The sequence below is a fragment of the Neorhizobium turbinariae genome, assembly GCF_023223505.1.
GTDB lineage: Bacteria > Pseudomonadota > Alphaproteobacteria > Rhizobiales > Rhizobiaceae > Neorhizobium > Neorhizobium turbinariae.
In genome coordinates, this window is the sequence record NZ_JALPRY010000006.1 from 57,528 (window position 1) to 73,840 (window position 16,313).

15 protein-coding genes are annotated in these 16,313 nt (G+C 58.5%); 7 read left to right on the top strand and 8 right to left on the bottom strand.

The window, feature by feature from the left end; translation table 11 throughout:
- Positions 1–13: 13 nt before the first annotated feature.
- Genes pcaG through pcaD form a run of 4 tightly spaced genes read right to left on the bottom strand, consistent with a single transcriptional unit; the run spans position 14 to position 2,598 of the window.
- A complete protein-coding gene (gene pcaG / locus M0654_RS04710) occupies positions 14–631 on the bottom strand; it encodes a protocatechuate 3,4-dioxygenase subunit alpha (protein WP_248682050.1) in 618 nt (205 codons plus the stop codon).
- 2 nt (positions 632–633) lie between these two features.
- Positions 634–1,374 carry a protocatechuate 3,4-dioxygenase subunit beta gene (pcaH, locus tag M0654_RS04715; protein WP_118852184.1) on the bottom strand — a complete coding sequence of 247 codons (741 nt, stop codon included), beginning with the start codon at positions 1,372–1,374 and terminating at the stop codon, positions 634–636.
- On the bottom strand, positions 1,371–1,799 hold the full coding sequence (gene pcaC, locus M0654_RS04720; RefSeq protein ID WP_248682051.1) for a 4-carboxymuconolactone decarboxylase: 429 nt from the start codon (positions 1,797–1,799) through the stop codon (positions 1,371–1,373). Before pcaC ends, pcaH begins: the two co-directional genes overlap by 4 nt.
- A gap of 7 nt (positions 1,800–1,806) precedes the next feature.
- Entirely contained in the window at positions 1,807–2,598 is a 792-nt protein-coding gene (gene pcaD, locus M0654_RS04725; protein WP_248682052.1) for a 3-oxoadipate enol-lactonase, read from the bottom strand.
- A 90-nt stretch (positions 2,599–2,688) separates the two neighbouring features.
- Here pcaD and pcaQ point away from each other — a divergent pair, with 90 nt between their 5' ends.
- Positions 2,689–3,615: a pca operon transcription factor PcaQ gene (gene pcaQ, locus M0654_RS04730; protein WP_118852187.1), complete on the top strand. Its 927-nt coding sequence runs from the start codon at positions 2,689–2,691 to the stop codon at positions 3,613–3,615.
- A gap of 65 nt (positions 3,616–3,680) precedes the next feature.
- On the top strand, positions 3,681–4,937 hold the full coding sequence (locus M0654_RS04735) for a glycerate kinase type-2 family protein (protein WP_248682053.1): 1,257 nt from the start codon (positions 3,681–3,683) through the stop codon (positions 4,935–4,937).
- Positions 4,938–4,954: 17 nt separating this feature from the next.
- Here M0654_RS04735 and M0654_RS04740 read toward each other — a convergent pair whose 3' ends face one another.
- The 4 genes from M0654_RS04740 to M0654_RS04755 form a co-directional block, all read right to left on the bottom strand.
- Complete coding sequence (locus tag M0654_RS04740; RefSeq protein WP_118852189.1) at positions 4,955–5,860, bottom strand: S1C family serine protease; 906 nt, start codon at positions 5,858–5,860, stop codon at positions 4,955–4,957.
- A gap of 110 nt (positions 5,861–5,970) precedes the next feature.
- Entirely contained in the window at positions 5,971–6,225 is a 255-nt protein-coding gene (locus tag M0654_RS04745) for a hypothetical protein (protein WP_118852190.1), read from the bottom strand.
- Between the two features lie 114 nt (positions 6,226–6,339).
- Positions 6,340–6,870: a DUF992 domain-containing protein gene (locus tag M0654_RS04750; protein WP_118852191.1), complete on the bottom strand. Its 531-nt coding sequence runs from the start codon at positions 6,868–6,870 to the stop codon at positions 6,340–6,342.
- A 170-nt stretch (positions 6,871–7,040) separates the two neighbouring features.
- Positions 7,041–8,153: an RHE_PE00001 family protein gene (locus M0654_RS04755; RefSeq protein ID WP_248682054.1), complete on the bottom strand. Its 1,113-nt coding sequence runs from the start codon at positions 8,151–8,153 to the stop codon at positions 7,041–7,043.
- A gap of 715 nt (positions 8,154–8,868) precedes the next feature.
- On the opposite strand from M0654_RS04755, the gene repA reads away from it, so the two are divergent.
- The 5 genes from repA to ligD all read left to right on the top strand — a co-directional run bounded on the left by repA (position 8,869) and on the right by ligD (position 16,312).
- Positions 8,869–10,065 carry a plasmid partitioning protein RepA gene (repA, locus tag M0654_RS04760; protein WP_118852193.1) on the top strand — a complete coding sequence of 399 codons (1,197 nt, stop codon included), beginning with the start codon at positions 8,869–8,871 and terminating at the stop codon, positions 10,063–10,065.
- Between the two features lie 75 nt (positions 10,066–10,140).
- Positions 10,141–11,118 carry a plasmid partitioning protein RepB gene (repB, locus tag M0654_RS04765; protein ID WP_248682055.1) on the top strand — a complete coding sequence of 326 codons (978 nt, stop codon included), beginning with the start codon at positions 10,141–10,143 and terminating at the stop codon, positions 11,116–11,118.
- Between the two features lie 156 nt (positions 11,119–11,274).
- Positions 11,275–12,564, top strand: coding sequence for a plasmid replication protein RepC (gene repC, locus M0654_RS04770; protein WP_248682056.1), 1,290 nt, complete (start codon positions 11,275–11,277; stop codon positions 12,562–12,564).
- A gap of 259 nt (positions 12,565–12,823) precedes the next feature.
- Positions 12,824–13,618, top strand: a complete 795-nt coding sequence (locus M0654_RS04775) for a DUF2243 domain-containing protein (RefSeq protein WP_248682057.1) — start codon at positions 12,824–12,826, stop codon at positions 13,616–13,618.
- 57 nt (positions 13,619–13,675) lie between these two features.
- The gene (gene ligD, locus M0654_RS04780) at positions 13,676–16,312 is read left to right on the top strand and encodes a DNA ligase D (protein ID WP_248682058.1); all 2,637 of its coding nucleotides are present in this window, start codon (positions 13,676–13,678) and stop codon (positions 16,310–16,312) included.
- Position 16,313: the final 1 nt, after the last annotated feature.

Below are 16,313 nucleotides of genomic sequence, written 5' to 3' on the forward strand. Positions count from 1 at the left end.
TCTTATGTCCGCGTCAGATGTCAAAGAAGATCGTTTCGTTCTCACCCTGGATGTGGATGTTGAACGTCACGGTGTCCCCTTCCCGCTTGCCGATCAAGGTCGGCACGCGAACGCGATGCTCGATGCGCGACAGAATCGGATCTTCCGCATTCGCCTCTTCTTCGTCAGAGAAGTACATGCGCGTGTTCAGGCCGAGGTTAATGCCGCGAGCGACAATCCAGAAACTGACGTGCGGCGCCATCAGGCGACCATCGCGGAACGGCACCCGGCCGGGCTTGATGGTCTCGAACACGAACTCGCCTGTCGCCATGTCACCCGGGCAGCGAGCCCAGCCGAAGAAGTTCGGATCGGCCTTGCCGCGTGTTTCCGACGGGCTGTTGTAGAAACCATCGGCATCGGCCTGCCAGATCTCGATCAGCGCGTCCTTCAATGGCGTCATGGTGCCATCGTAGACAAAACCGCGGATCGTGATGCGCTCGCCGCGTGTGTTCTCGTTGACCATCGGACCCGAACCCAGATCTTCTGGGTAGACGCCGGTGATGCCCGCAAAGTTGGGGGTGCATCCGATGTGGACATAAGGGCCTGCCGTCTGCGAAGCGGATTCCTTCAGGTAGTTGAGCGGCTGTACCATGATCAGTTCCCCTCCTTGCGGTTCTCGAAGAAGGTCGAGCGTCGACCACGCAAAATGATATCGAATTTGTAGGCGCGCATGTCGTGCGGGATCGTGTTCTGCATGTCGAGAGCCGCGATCAGCCCGTTGATGGCTTCCTGATCCGGGATCGTGTTGACGATCGGGCAGATCTTGATCATCGGATCGCCCTCGAAATACATCTGCGTCACGAGGCGCTGCGCAAATCCATGGCCGAAGACGGAGAAATGGATGTGCGCCGGGCGCCAGTCGTTGACGCCGTTAGGCCAAGGATATGCGCCGGGCTTGATCGTCTTGAAGTAATAGCCACCGTTCTCGTCGGTGATGGTGCGTCCGAAGCCCCCGAAGTTCGGATCGAGCGGCGCCAGATACGTTTCCTTCTTGTGCCGATAGCGACCGCCGGCATTGGCCTGCCAGAATTCGACAAGCGCGCCGGGAACGCCAAGACCACGTTCATCCAGCACGCGACCGTGAACCAGAATTCGTTCGCCGATCGCGGACTCGCCCGGCTGGGCATAGTTGACGATCAGGTCATTGTCGAACTCGCCCAGAATGTTGTGACCGAAGACCGGTCCGGTGATTTCAGTCTTTGTGCCTTCAAGCGAGATCAGGGCGCGCTGCGGCGACCGGAGAACGGAGGTCTTGTAGCCCGGCGTATATGCCGGCGGATGCCACAACCGGTCACGCGCAAAGAAGGGTGTCGTTTCTGGGGGCGTGTTCTTCATTTCATCTCTCCCGCGGCTTGTCCGTCAGATCCTGTTTTGTCCATTTCGGCATAAGTTGCCTTGGCAATCTTGAAAGCATGGTTGGCGGCTGGCACACCGGCATAAATCGCCACATGCATGAGCGCCTCGCGAATGTCCTCGGGCGTCGCACCCGTGTTTGCCGTGGCGCGAATGTGCATGGCAACTTCATCATGATGGCCGAGTGCGGCAAGCAACGCGATGGTCACGATGGAGCGTTCGCGCTTGGTCCAGTTCGTGCGCGACCAAACCGTACCCCATGCGCCTTCCGTGATGAGCTCCTGGAATGGCTGGTCGAATGCCGTCTTGTTTGCCTCTGCACGGTCGACATGCGCATCGCCGAGTACCGAGCGGCGCGTTTTCATACCCTGCAGGAAACGTTCGGATGGAGCCGGATGATCTGCCATGGAAGCCTCAGTCGAGTTGGTCAATGAAGCCGCGGATCAACGCAGCATGAGCGGCGGGCGCTTCAACGCACGGAATATGCGCAGCGTCTTCGAGTATTTCGTACTGTGCGCCGGGAATAAGGTCTGCAAGAGACTTCACGAGCTCCGGGGGGGTGGAGCCGTCCTGCTGCCCAGCAATGCAAAGCACCGGGACGGCGATCTTCTTGGCGTCTTCGGTAAAATCAGCGTCACGTATCGCTTCACATGTCCCGCTGTAGCCGGTGGCTGGCTGTCGAACCAGCATGTTGCAATAGGCGCGGTAGGCCGGGTTCTCCGGCTTCCGGAACGGCTCCGTAAACCAGCGCTCCATAATGGCGTCGAGGATGCTGCCGATCCCGTTCTGATCGACCGCGGCTATACGATTGTTCCACGTCTCCGCATTGCCGATCTTGTGGGCCGTGTTTGAAAGGATCAGCGCCTTCACAAGATCCGGTCGTTTTGCATAAAGCCCCTGCCCAATCAGACCTCCGACGGACAGACCGCAGACGATGACCTGCGAAAGCCCGAGATGATCAAGCAATCCTGCCAGGTCTGCCACATGGTCAGCAATGGAATAGGGCGGATTGGCGAGGTCCGAGAGGCCGTGACCACGCTTGTCATAAGTCAGGACTGTGTAATGATCCGTCAGCTTCGGCAGTTCGTGATGCCAGATGCGGCTGTCCGTCCCGAGCGAGTTCACGAACACCAGAACCGGCCGCTGCTCATCCGCCCGCTGAAGACGATAGTGAATCAAAACGCCGTTGATGTGTACAAACTGCATCTAGCCTCTCCCTTCCTTCTTCATTGCATTCCTATAAAGTTAAGTAAAATGACATTTTAATGCCATTACATAACTCATTGGCTATCTGATATGATCGACACCCGCATCAAGTTTCGCCACCTGCATACATTCCTGGAAGTCGCGCGACAGAAAAGTGTCATGCGCGCGGCTGAGATCCTGAACGTCAGCCAACCTGCGGTGACGAAAACGATCCGCGAACTGGAAGAAGCTCTCGGCGTCACCGTTTTCGAGCGCGACGGACGTGGGATTCGTATTACTCGTTACGGCGAGGTGTTCTTGAAGCATGCGGGGGCGTCGCTTGCTGCGCTTCGCCAAGGCATAGATTCCGTTTCGCATGAGCTCTTCACCACCGCTCCGCCGGTTCAGGTTGGCGCGCTGCCGACCGTCTCAAACCGCATCATGCCACGCGCAATCACGTTGTTCCTAGCCGAAACGACGGGTGCCCGGGTCAAGATTGTCACCGGCGACAATGCGGTGCTGATGGAACAGCTGCGGCTGGGGGAGCTTGATCTTGTTGTTGGGCGGCTCGCGCCACCAGAGAAGATGACCGGCCTCTCGTTTGAACATCTTTATTCCGAGCAGATTGTTTTTGTGACGCGGACCCGCCATCCGCTGCTGGACCCCAGGCAATCCATCTTCGAGAGGCTGAAAGACTTCCCGGTGCTGATGCCGACGCGAAGCTCGATCATCCGACGATCCGTGGAGCAGTTCCTGATCGCCAATGGTGTCGCGAACCTTCCGGTCCAGGTGGAAACGGTGTCGGATGCTTTCGGCCGCGCCTTCGTGAGCTCCAGCGATGCCGTCTGGATCATCTCGGCGGGCGTGGTCGCGGAGGACATCAAGCACGGGCTCCTGGCAACACTGCCGATCGACACCAGCGAGACCAAGGGGCCGGTAGGGCTGACCATCGCGGCTGATGCCGTGCCGTCTGCCCCGCTCTCCATCCTCATGCAGACAATCCGGCAGGCAGCTATGGAAATCATGCCAAACAGCTGAGGCATAGCCGGTTGACGCTTCGCACGTGCCATGGAAGGTACCGCGTGCTGACAGGGGAGAAGCCAATGAAAGACCGGGAACTGCTCGAGGCGATGTTTGCGGAAGCCGTCAAGGCAGCCGAACCCATCAACGGCATCAAGAAGCATCTTCCGACCCCTCCCCCGAATGGACGCACCGTGGTCATTGGTGCCGGCAAGGGAGCCGCGCAAATGGCAGCGGCTCTGGAGCAGGTCTGGCCGGGCGACCTTTCCGGCGTTGTCGTGACCCGTTATGGTTATGGCTGTGCCACCCAATCAATTGAGATCATTGAAGCTGCCCACCCGGTGCCGGATGCCGCCGGTCTTGCTGCGTCGGAACGCTTGTTCGCAACCATCGCTGATCTGAAGGAAGACGATCTGGTGATTGCGCTGATCTGCGGCGGCGGCTCAGCGCTGCTGCCCGCTCCGCCTCAGGGGCTGACGCTCGACGACGAGATCAAGCTCAACGAGATCCTGCTCGCCTCAGGGGCACCGATTTCCGCCATGAATGTCGTGCGGAAACACCTTTCGAGGATCAAGGGCGGACGATTGGGCGCTGCGACGCGGGCCCGTGTCGTGAGCCTCATCGTATCCGACATCCCCGGAGACTACCCTGCATTCGTGGCCTCAGGCCCAACAGTTCCAGATCCCTCGACGCGGCACGATGCACTCGAAATCGTAGAACAGTACAAACTGCAGCTTCCGCCGCCGATGATGGAGTATCTCAAAACACCTGATGCCGATGCTCCCCATCCGGATGACGCCTGTTTCGCAGGTCATGAGCATTTCATCATTGCTTCCGCGGCAGTGTCGCTGGAAGCCGCAGCCGAGGTCGCGCGGCGTCAGGGCGTCACCCCTTATATTCTGTCGGACGCGATTGAAGGCGAAGCGCGCGACGTTGCCATGGTTCACGCGGCGATTGCTCGGGAAGTTTCACAGCGCAAAAGGCCCTTCGCCAAACCCGCGGTGCTGCTTTCTGGTGGAGAAACGACCGTCACCTTGCGCGCCAAGGGTGGCAAGGGAGGCCGAAATGGCGAATTTGCCCTCGCCCTTGCGCTGGCGATAGATGGAGAAACGATTTCAGCGCTTGCCGCCGATACCGATGGAATCGACGGATCAGAGAAAAACGCCGGCGCCTTTGTCGATGGCACGACCGCCCGCCGGCTACGCGCCGCCCGGCTGAACGGTCGCCAGCTCCTAGCCGACAACAACAGCTATCACTGCTTTTCGGCCTTGGGAGATCTGTTCGTGACAGGTCCAACGGGAACGAATGTCAATGACTTCCGGGCGATCCTGATCCGCTAGGGCGAACGGCTGCCAAGCTACTGCAACTGCGGCTTGCGGAGGAAATCGTTACGGTCTGCCGACTTGATGCGCAGCCAAGCCTCGCGACCATCGCGCAGCACTCGCATCGGGATCTCGGCACCAGGAGCGCCGCTGTCCCAGATCTTGCGGTAGAAATCGGCCAGTCCATCGACTTCACCATCGCGGATCTCGGAGATCACATCGCCGCGTCGCAGGCCACCGCGCGCGGCGGGGCCGTTCTCGGTCACGCTCATCACGACGACCTCACCGTTCGTTTCAGCCGACATTGCGCCGAGCCACGGCCGAGGCGGACGCTTGAACTCGCCCTCGTGCAGCAAACCGTCGAGGATCGGCTTCACCAGGTTGATCGGGACGATCATGTTGATGTCCGCGATCTCACCGCCCTTGCTCATCTGCAGACGCAAGGACCCGATGCCGACAAGCTGGCCGCCATCATCGATCAGAGCCGCACCGCCCCAGGAGGGATGCGCCGGTGTGGTGAAGATTGCCTCGTCCAGCAGGTATTCCCAGTACCCGGCAAATTCCTGCTTGGCGACGATGTTGCCGCGCACATACTGGCCTTCGCCGTCGGCAACGACGATAGCATCACCGACATCGGCCAGATTGGAATCGCCGATCTCGATCGGCGGCAGGTCGAGCGGCGCCAGCGCCTGCACCAGGCCAAAGCCGCTCTCCTGATCGTAAACCAGGGGATGGGCAGGGACAACTTGTCCGTCGTGGCGGGTGAGCCAGACATCTTCGGCCTCGGTAATCAGGTAACCTATGGTAAGCACCAAGCCATTCTCGCGGATGACAACACCGGAACCCTCGCGACGGGTGCCAAGCGTATCCGCAGTGAAGGCATTGTCTGGAATGGATGCGCGAACGGCCACCAGCGACCGCATAACTTTTTCTAGGTCCATAGAAACATTCCCGAAGCAGTAGCCCCGCATCGGTCAAATGCGGGCTGTTATTAACTACTTAGGTAGGGACCGTTTCCGGCACTGCAAGCTTTGCGGCTCGAGCCGGCTGATCAGATATGCCCACCAGAAAGATGCGTACGGCGCTCAACGAGGCTTTCGCGCCAGTCTCCCGCAAAGCCGAAGGTCGGTGCCGCAATCTGATCAGCAAACCAGAACGAGCTCAAGTGCGAGGTGTTGGGTGCACAGTACCAGTGCGCCTTGCCGTCTTCATCAACGGCCCACCATCGTGCATGTGCAGGTGCCAGATCCCAATCCACCTCTATGGCTGCAACGGCAGCAGGTGTTGGCTTTTGTAAATCTTCCATGGCGGCCGCAACTTAAACCTCCGCCCTGAACATCTTCTGAAAAACCCGGTCATCCCGGGTTCAGGTTGGGCCTCCGCCGCCGGGGGCGGCGGCAAGAGGCCACAATTGTGACCGTCAGCCCGCAGGCGTCAACGTCACGGAGGTGCCGGTCGCTGCGACGTTCAGGCCAAGCTGCCCGGTGACGCTCACCGTCTGCAGGTGGATTGAGCCGGCGGTACCCCCAACGAGGATATTGGCGCCAACGCCTGCACCCACCGTCGCTTCTGCGGTGGCTCCTTGGTAAAGTCCGCCAAGCGAGCCTGGATGGTAACCGGCCGTCGGTGCGAACACTGCCCAGATTAGCCGCGAACGCGTCGTGAAGCCGAGGTCGACGCCCATCTTGCGAACGACGCCCGTGTAATAGTCGAGCGGCTCACTTCCGATCGTGCTCGTGAACACACAATCGGCTTCCTTGGCCGAGCCGATAACATAGCCGACCCCGCCACCGATCGAGCAGTCGAGATAGCCGATGCGGACGCCTCCGCGCGACCCCGACTCCTCATAAACCGGCGCCTGTTCGCGGCGGACGAGATCCGCGGACACGGCGACACCGGCACTCGTTAGCAATGATGACGTAGCAAGTGCTGCGGCAACGATCTTCTTCATCCCTGTACTCCTTGTGGTCATTTATCGCCCCCAAAAGGCACCACCAGATCCGTGGTGGAGCGTCGACAACGTCGCCGGTCCATTTTTGCTCCCTCAGGAGCGATCACGTTTCTTTCGCAGATATTGCGATTTGTGACTTCAAGCCGGGCGGGTTGTCCCGCGGCAGAAGATCAGATTAGGCCCCAGGCGCGGAACCGGCCCCTTCCCGTCAGCTCACGCAGCCCGAGTTCTTCGATAATTCGCAATGCGGCGCGCGGCGTTACCTTCAGCGTCTCGGCGATCATAGTCGCAGACACCAGCGGTCGCTGGACGACGAGCTCGGCCAGTTCCGGAAGCTTGGAGGTCGATCGTTTGCCGATCAATCTCCGCTGCAGCATCTGACTTGCAAGGCTCAGGCGGTCGTGCTCCTTCAACCCCATTTCGCCAGTCGTCTGCAGCGCGCGTACGACAGCGAGCAGCCTGACGCCGCGATCTTTTGAGCGTCGTCGATCGACCGGGATCGACTTCAAGCCGACATTCAATGCGGCGAGATGCTGTCCAGAGGTCACGTTTTCCCGATGCAGAATGGCGGAGGCAAGAAGACGTCCAAGCCACGGCATGTTTTGGAGAACCTGGATCTCCTCCCAGGCATCCAGGGCGACCGCAGCCTGCAGCACCGGCGGCAGATGTTCGATCTCGCCGACCACCCTTTGCCATTCGTGCATCCGCGCCTCTTCGTCCCAATCCAGATCGTAGAGAAGCGGATCCTTTTCACGTGCCGGGCGCGGAACAGCATTTCCAATGTCGTCGAGCGCTGCAGCGGAGCGTGCGAGTAGGGCGTCGATCTCCGAGTAGTCGATCTCGAGGTCGTCCTGCCCTTGAAGAAAATCCTCTTCCTGGTCCTGCAATCCGGGCGGCGAACCACCAAAATCCCCCTCAATCGAACCCGAAGGCATTGCTTGCGGTGATGTGCGCTTGGCGCGAAGGACGGAAAGGCCGTCTGAAGACAATGCCCATCCCGGCTTCTGCTGTGCGATCCGCCGGCGAGCCCGAAGCACATCTCGCGCAATGACGAGTTCATGGGTGGGCGAGCGAACATCGTGGCCGGTGTCGTGGAGGACGAGATCCTCGAGGTTGACCAACTCACCATCCACCCAGAGCGATGCGCAGGCATCGGCGAAGTCGAGCCGCTCGACGACACCGTTGGCGAGCGAAGACCGCGCCGTGCGCTCGTCGAAACGAACGAGCGCTATCTCGGCACTTGAAGCCGCCTTTAGCAGCGTCCGGCAGCTCAAATCGGGCATGGCATAAGTCATTGAAGAATCAATATGCGATTCGTCAAACAGACGCTATCTGCCCGTTACGGTCCGTCACTGCGTATTACTGTTGAATGGGCTTTTGGGGAGAGAGAGGGCCGCTAGATCAGGCTTGCAGGCACTGTAGAGTTCTAGTGGACATCCCCTAACATCGCGTTAGCATGAGGGACGCTACAGAGGATTTCTTACCGACGCAAGCCCCTTCAAGTTAGACCCACCACCTTCAGTCGCGGGATCATTGGCGCGCCGAGAACTTTCGAAGACCGCGCCGCAGCGCGTCAAAGCTAGCAGGGATCCGCGTTCAAGATCACGCGTTGGACCTGCTCGGGACCACGTTTCCTTATGTTGATTCTGGTACCGCGCCCCAGCAGGCGGCGATTCTTCCAGAACCAGCCGCGGCTGTTTCCTCTGGCGCGCGCCATCTTTTGCAACAGACGCCTGCCCGGCAAGGCCGGGGCTTTTCCTCGTCCGTTTCATCTAAACCACCTAAACTTCCATTTTCATTGGGCAATCCGCCATTGTTGACGGCCGTCAACAATCCATCCGCAGCATCGCTACTGGCTCAACCCGCCGACTTTTGATGAGTGTTGGGGGCATTAACCTTCCGTTAACCCTATTCTCCTTGTCAGACTGAGAGAATCGCGGATAATGACGGCATATTGCCATTTAAGGCGCTTCTATCGACAGAATGGTCCAAGAGAGAATGAACGCGTTCAGCAATCTGCCGACGTTTGAGTTTGACGACAAGATCCTGATGCAGGGCGCAGAGATCTCGCGCAAGCTGGACCAATTGCGTCTGGAGAACTTCCCGCCGAACGCCCGCAAGACGCTTCGCCCATTCTCGGTCGCTGAGGTCGCCCACTATCTCGGCGTCACGCCCAGCAACCTAAAGCGTCTGTATCTCGAAGGCAAAGGTCCGATGCCGACAACGATGTCGGGCAATCGCAAATATTATACGGCCGAGCAGATGCAGGAGTTGCGCTTCTTCCTCGACAAGACAGGCAAGAGCGAAGCAAAGAAATATGTTCCGCATCGCAAGCCTGGGGACAAACTCCAGGTGATCGCGGTCGTCAACTTCAAGGGTGGTTCGGGCAAGACCACGACTGCCGCGCATCTTGCGCAGCATCTGGCTCTGACGGGTCATCGCGTCCTGGCACTCGATCTCGACCCGCAGGCTTCCTTGTCTGCGCTGCACGGTTTCCAGCCGGAGCTCGACCGAAACCCCTCGCTCTACGACGCCATTCGTTACGACGGCGAACGCAAGTCGATCGAAGAGATCATTATCCCGACCAATTTCCCGGGGCTCGATATCATCCCGGCCAATCTTGAACTTCAGGAATACGAATACGACACGCCGCTGGCGATGCAGTCCGGCACCGAAGGCAAGCGCTTCTTTACGCGTCTTGGCAAAGCGTTGGAGACGGTGGATAGCCGCTACGATGTGGTGATCGTTGATTGCCCGCCGCAGCTCGGTTACCTGACGCTGACAGCGCTCACCGCAGCAACGTCCGTACTCATCACGGTTCATCCGCAGATGCTCGACCTCATGTCGATGTCGCAGTTCCTGCTGATGCTTGGCAATATTACCAAGACGATTAAGAAGGCCGGAGCCAACGTCCAGATGGATTGGCTGCGTTACCTGATCACACGCTTTGAGCCGTCGGACGTGCCTCAGGTGCAAATGCTTGGCTTCATGCAGTCAATGCTTGCCGAGGAAATCCTGAAGAGCCCGATGGTGAAGACGACGGCGATTTCCGATGCCGGATTGACAAAGCGCACGCTCTACGAGCTCGACCGCTCCAACTTCACGCGCGAGACCTATGACCGTGCGATCGAGTGCATGGATGCCGTCAATTTCGAGATCCAGGGCCTGATCCACCGTGCATGGGGGCGGCTATGAACATGTTGACGCCCGTCAAAACCGTTGAATTTTCCATGAAGAACAAGCCTTTAGCGTCATTTGGAGGCGACTGAGATGGCTCGGAAGAACCCATTCTTGAGCGTCATGAACAACGAGCAGTCCGCCGCCGATAAACCGGCTTTGGACTATACGATTCGTGGGGCGTCCAAGTCGATCCTCAACTCGATCGGTGAAATCGCGGCGCGCGCCGACAAGCTCCTTGAGGGCGAAACAATTGTTGAACTTGATCCTGAGATAGTCGACGGATCCTTTATCCGTGATCGCCTTGAAGAGGACGAGCAGGAATTCAACGAACTGGTCGAGGCGATCCGGGATAGGGGGCAAGACAGCCCTATTCTCGTTCGCCCACATCCTGAAGCCGCCGGTCGCTACATGGTCGTCTTCGGCCATCGCCGTCTTCGTGCCGCTAAGCAGCTTGGCCTCAAAGTGCGTGCAGTCGTAAAAGATCTGAAGGATGCCGATCATCTTCTCGCGCAGGGACAGGAAAATTCTGCCCGCGCAAGCCTCTCCTTTATCGAAAAGGCGATGTTCGCCCACCAGATCGCACGCCGTCACCCTGACAACGACAACCGTCTCGTCATGTCGGCACTGTCACTCGACAAGGCAACGCTCTCCAAGATGCTGTCCGTAGCGAGCCTTCCCCCCGAGATCATCAGCGCCGTCGGCGCCGCAAAGGGCGTTGGACGCGATCGCTGGTACGAGCTCAAGTCGCTTCTCGAAAAACCATCGAACCTCGACAAGGCGGCCCAATACATCGCTACGGATGAGTTCACGGTGAAGAGGGGAGACGAGCGCTTCAACAGCCTACTCGCCTGGATAAAAACCTCTTCCAAGGGAAGTAAGGCACCCGCTGCACGGACGCAGAAGTGGACCTCCTACGACAGATCACTGGCGGTCGATTCCAAGACCGACGGTCGTACCTACACGTTTGCTTTGAAGGCCAAGGAGGCGGTCGGTTTTGGAGAATTCCTCTCCGAGCGCCTGCCTGAGCTCTTCGAGGCGTATCGCGAGAAGACCCAACAAGGAGACTAAACCGCAAAAGAAAAAGGCCCCCAAACGACCAGGTCGTGGAAGCCTTCCTCCGATTTGTAGCAAGATCGAGAATCGCATTTCCACGAATCACAGTCAAGAGTCTTGAGCGTCATTTTGGCGGGTGGATTTCTTTTGCCTTTAAAAAGGTGAAGGAAAATGGAGAGTGGAAGTGTAACGACGCCGTTTGGGCGGCGGTCGATGACGCTTGCCATGTTGTCGAGGCAAGTCGCCTCGCAACAGATCGTGGCAAACAAATCAGTCGACAAATGGAAATTGTTTCGTAACCTCTGCATCGCAAAGCCTCGTCTCGGTGTAACAGACCGGGCGCTTGCGGTGTTGAACGCACTGCTGAGCTTTTATCCCAAGAATGAACTGGCGGAAGAGCATGGACTGGTCGTATTCCCGTCCAACGTCCAGCTGTCGATCCGTGCGCACGGCATGGCCGAGCAGACGATCCGGCGTCATCTTGCGGCATTAATCGCTGCTGGTCTGTTGATCCGCAAGGACAGCCCCAACGGAAAGCGTTACGCGCGCAAACGCAGGTCCGGGGAAATCGGCGAAGCCTATGGCTTTTCTCTCGCGCCCCTGCTTGCCCGGTCGGAAGAGTTGGAAAAACTCGCAGCGGATGTCGATGAAGAACGTCTGTGCCTGCAGCGGCTGCGGGAACGCCTCACGCTGTGCAGGCGCGATATCACCAAGTTCGTGACCGCTGCGGTTGATGAAGGCTGCGATGGGGACTGGCTCAACTTTCGCTTCCAGTTGTCAGCGGCTCTGGGACGTCTGCCACGCGTGCCTGACGTCAAACAGCTATCGGAAGCCGTCGCGGAATTGGAGCGCCTTCGCCAGGAAGTTTTCAACCAATTGAAAAGACAGCAAAATTTCGGGAAACAGAGCGGCAATCCCAATCAAACTGAGCGGCACATACAGAATACAGAATCCGAATCTATAAATGAAGAAGCGGTCGTCGTTTGCGCGAATGAAGAGCGAGCTTCGCAAGCCATGCCCAATCGAGATTTGAGCCGCTCATCGGCGTTTTTGTCCGAACGCCAAAGCGAGAGCACTCTTCCACCACTCTCGTTACCGCTCGTCCTGCAAGCCTGCCCTCGAATTACAGACTATGGTCCTCACGGTCGAGTGTCGAACTGGCAGGAGCTACTGTCGGCTTCCCATGTTGTGCAGTCGATGCTGGGGGTAAGCGCCAGTGCCTACAGAGACGCGTGTTCCGTTCTAGGTCTTCAACAGGCGTCAATACTGATCGCTTGCCTGCTGGAGCGTGCTGAGGAACTCATTTCTCCTGGAGGTTACCTGCGTGAACTCACACGCCGAGCCGCGCAGCAAAGGCTTGCGATCGTGCCTATGCTGCTAACTCTCCTGAAGACCAAGAGTCACGAGGCTCACCGGACGCATCAGATTTCGGTCAACAAGCCGATGCCGACGCTATGTTAGTGGTTAAAGATCCTGTTGACATCCACTTGCGACCGAACGGTGCCTCCAGCGCACGGGAGGATTGGAAGCTTGGTGTAACTATGGGCTGTTTCTGAACCGGTCAACAGCTCGGCGTTGCTTGGCTGTTCGAGTTGCTCGCGGCGCTCTTGCTGCAATACCGGATGATCGCCCGTTGGGGGCGCGGGGCCCTCGATCAACGACCACGCGTGAAACTATTTAATCCCTTTCTTGTTCACGCGGCAGAAGAGGGAGGTGAGACGTGCCTAATGCTGTGGAAGGTAGTGCCTATGCTGGTGATGAGAAGCCCACGACCTGTGCCGGGTACATGCTCGGCTTTGCGTTTGGCGGCTTCTTTGACGGAATCCTATTGCATCAGATCTTGCAATGGCATCATCTGCTGAGTGGGCTTGAGCAGGTAGGGCAGGACATTCGGGCTCTGATCCTTACCGATGGGCTCTTCCATCTGCTGATGTATGTCGTTGCCATCGTCGGGCTTTGGCTCCTCTGGCGATCAAGGTCGAACTCGCATGCTACCACGGTCGACGGAGGCGCGCTCCTTAGCAGCGTGCTCATTGGTTTCGGTGGATGGCATGTCGTGGACGCCGTGTTGTCTCACTGGATCCTCGGCATCCACCGCATCCGCATGGATACGGAAAACCCACTTCTATGGGACCTGCTTTGGTTTGCGATCTTTGGCTTCGTTCCCCTGGTGGCGGGCCTTGCACGGCGCGCATCTAAGCCCACGTCCGGCCGATTGTTGGTATCCCCAACTGCTTTGGCCTTCTCAGTCGTAATCGCCGGCCTGATATCGGCCTTTCCTCCGCAGCAGGAAGGACCCGTTACCGTTCTTTTCGCTCCGGGTGTCTCGCCGGAAAGAGCAATGACCGCGATCGGTAGCGTCAATGGCCAGGTCATCTGGACGGATACTTCGTCTCAAGTGTGGACCATCGTGCTGCCGAAAGGCCAGTCATCACAGGCACTCTATCGCCATGGAGCATTGTTGATCAGCGGCTCGCTTCTGCCAGCAGGCTGTTTGGACTGGGTGCGGTTGTAGCGGCTGGAACCAACCACCGGCCCATCGCATTCGGATCAGGAGCGGATCCGGAACACCATGACAAACAACCTCACCTCCTATCGCGCCAAGCGAGATTTCAAGAAGACAAGCGAACCAAGCGGCGAAACTGCGGTCAATCCGTCGAACCGCCGTCGCTTCGTCATTCAGAAGCATGATGCCACCCGGCTTCATTATGACCTCAGGCTGGAGTTCGATGGGGTCTTCAAATCTTGGGCGGTCACCAAAGGTCCTTCGCTTAACCCGCACGACAAGCGCCTCGCCGTGGAGGTAGAGGATCATCCGCTGGATTACGGTGACTTCGAAGGCACTATCCCGAAGGGCCAGTATGGCGGTGGCACCGTGATGTTGTGGGACCGCGGTTACTGGGAACCCGAAGGCCAGAGGTCACCGGAAGAAGCGCTGAAGAAGGGCGACTTCAAGTTCGTGCTAGAAGGCGACCGCCTGCACGGCAGCTTCGTGCTGGTCAGGATGCGCAATGACAGGGAGAGGAGCAAACGCACCAACTGGCTCCTTATCAAGCACCACGATGACTTTTCCGTGGAAGAGCATGGTGAAGCAATCCTTGAGGAGAACATGACGTCCGTCGCGTCCGGCCGCAGCATGGAGCAAATCGCCGGTGGCAAGGGGCGCAAGCCGAAGCCCTTCATGTTGAAGGCGGGTCAAGTGGAGGCGGACGCCGTCTGGGACAGCAAGACCGGGCTCGCGGCCGACCAACGAAAAACGAAGTCGGGTCCAAGTGCCAAAGCCAAGAAAAACAAATCCGTTGTCATTCCGGAGTTCGTCGCACCGCAATTGTGCCAGACTTCCAATCGGCCACCATCGGGCAAGAACTGGCTGCACGAGATCAAGTTCGATGGCTACCGTATCCAGATCCGGGTGGCGGATGGTGAGGTTACGCTGAAGACGCGCAAAAACCTGGACTGGACGAGCCGATATCCCGAAATCGCCGAGGCTGCGAGCGGTCTGCCAGACTGCCTGATTGATGGTGAAATCTGCGCCCTGGATTCAAGTGGCGCGCCTGATTTCGCTGCGTTGCAGGCTGCCCTATCTGAGAAAAAGACGAACGATCTGGTATTTTTCGCCTTCGACATCCTGTTCGATGGTGAGGAGGACCTGCGTCCTCTGCCGCTGACTGACAGAAAGCAACGCCTGCAGGCGATATTGGAGGATGTCGAGAACGCCACGCGTCTGCGATTTGTAGAGCATTTTGAGACCGGTGGTGATGCGGTTCTTCGCTCGGCCTGCAAGCTCTCGCTGGAAGGTATCGTTTCCAAGCAAGCGGACGCGCCTTATGTGTCAGGCCGAACGGAAACCTGGGTCAAGTCCAAATGCCGGGCCGGCCACGAGGTCGTCATCGGCGGTTACGCCACGACCAACGGCAAGTTCCGTTCGCTTCTGGTGGGTGTCTTCCGCGGTGACCACTTTGTTTATCTCGGACGGGTTGGAACCGGTTTTGGTGCGGCGAAGCTCAAAACCCTGGTGCCGAAATTCGAAGCGATGCGAACGACAAAATCTCCTTTCACCGGGGCGGGGGCGCCAAAGAAGGCGAAGGAGATCGTCTGGGTAAAGCCGGAACTCGTCGCGGAGATCGAGTTCGCCGGCTGGACCGCGGACGGACTCGTGCGGCAGGCTGCTTTTAAAGGCTTGCGGGAAGACAAACCGGCGATGGATGCCAAAACCGATGAGCCGGCACCGCTTGAAGACAAGGATGCCAAGGCCCCGAAACCGTCGAAACGAGCAGGTCGTCTAAAAAATGCAAAGGCGGAGGTTATGGGCGTCCTGATCTCAAACCCTGACAAGGCATTGTGGCCCGAAGCGGGAGACGGGAAGCCTGTTACCAAAGAAGAATTGGCCCAATATCACGAGGTTGTCGGCGAGTGGTTGATCAATCACATCAAGGGAAGGCCGTGCTCAATCATCCGTGCACCCGACGGAATTGGCGGGGAGCAGTTCTTCCAGCGGCACGCTATGCCGGGCACATCCAACCTGCTCGAACTGGTGAAGGTGTTTGGCGACAAGAAACCTTACCTGCAGGTCGATCGGGTCGAGGGCCTTGCCGCTATCGCTCAGATCGGCGGCGTCGAGCTGCATCCCTGGAATTGTGAACCGGGGCAGCCGGAAGTACCAGGCCGCCTCGTGTTCGACCTTGATCCCGCTCCGGACGTCGCATTCTATGATGTTGTTGCCGCAGCCCGTGAGATGCGGGATCGTCTCGATGAATTGGGGCTCGTCAGTTTCTGCAAGACGACGGGCGGCAAGGGCCTCCATGTCGTGACCCCGCTCAAGGTCAACAAAAGGAAGCCGCTCGCCTGGGCCGACGCAAAAGCCTTTGCGCATGACGTGTGCCAAGCCATGGCGCAGGACAGCCCGGACCGCTACCTCATCAAGATGACCAAGAGCCTGCGGAACGGGCGGATCTTCCTCGACTATCTGCGCAACGATCGTATGGCCACCGCCGTGGCGCCGCTTTCACCAAGAGCGCGTCCGGGAGCAACCGTGTCCATGCCGCTGACTTGGAGCCAGGTGAAAGCCGGACTGGATCCTAAACGGTTCACCATCAGGACAGTGCCGGCGCTGCTGGCCAAGACATCTGCCTGGCAAGACTATTGCGACGGCGAACGGCCTCTCGAGCAGGCGATCAAGAGGCTCGGAAAGGCAAGCAAGGCGGCCTAGT

What these genes read in the sequence shown, in the direction of transcription:
- pcaH (WP_118852184.1), bottom strand. Translation starts at nt 1,374, where the DNA reads ATGAAGAACACGCCCCCAGAAACGACACCCTTCTTTGCGCGTGACCGG.
- pcaC (WP_248682051.1), bottom strand. Translation starts at nt 1,799, where the DNA reads ATGGCAGATCATCCGGCTCCATCCGAACGTTTCCTGCAGGGTATGAAA.
- repB (WP_248682055.1), top strand. Translation starts at nt 10,141, where the DNA reads ATGGCTCGGAAGAACCCATTCTTGAGCGTCATGAACAACGAGCAGTCC.
- M0654_RS04740 (WP_118852189.1), bottom strand. Translation starts at nt 5,860, where the DNA reads ATGGACCTAGAAAAAGTTATGCGGTCGCTGGTGGCCGTTCGCGCATCC.
- M0654_RS04735 (WP_248682053.1), top strand. Translation starts at nt 3,681, where the DNA reads ATGAAAGACCGGGAACTGCTCGAGGCGATGTTTGCGGAAGCCGTCAAG.
- pcaQ (WP_118852187.1), top strand. Translation starts at nt 2,689, where the DNA reads ATGATCGACACCCGCATCAAGTTTCGCCACCTGCATACATTCCTGGAA.
- repC (WP_248682056.1), top strand. Translation starts at nt 11,275, where the DNA reads ATGGAGAGTGGAAGTGTAACGACGCCGTTTGGGCGGCGGTCGATGACG.
- M0654_RS04755 (WP_248682054.1), bottom strand. Translation starts at nt 8,153, where the DNA reads ATGCCCGATTTGAGCTGCCGGACGCTGCTAAAGGCGGCTTCAAGTGCC.
- repA (WP_118852193.1), top strand. Translation starts at nt 8,869, where the DNA reads ATGAACGCGTTCAGCAATCTGCCGACGTTTGAGTTTGACGACAAGATC.
- M0654_RS04750 (WP_118852191.1), bottom strand. Translation starts at nt 6,870, where the DNA reads ATGAAGAAGATCGTTGCCGCAGCACTTGCTACGTCATCATTGCTAACG.
- M0654_RS04745 (WP_118852190.1), bottom strand. Translation starts at nt 6,225, where the DNA reads ATGGAAGATTTACAAAAGCCAACACCTGCTGCCGTTGCAGCCATAGAG.
- pcaG (WP_248682050.1), bottom strand. Translation starts at nt 631, where the DNA reads ATGGTACAGCCGCTCAACTACCTGAAGGAATCCGCTTCGCAGACGGCA.
- ligD (WP_248682058.1), top strand. Translation starts at nt 13,676, where the DNA reads ATGACAAACAACCTCACCTCCTATCGCGCCAAGCGAGATTTCAAGAAG.
- pcaD (WP_248682052.1), bottom strand. Translation starts at nt 2,598, where the DNA reads ATGCAGTTTGTACACATCAACGGCGTTTTGATTCACTATCGTCTTCAG.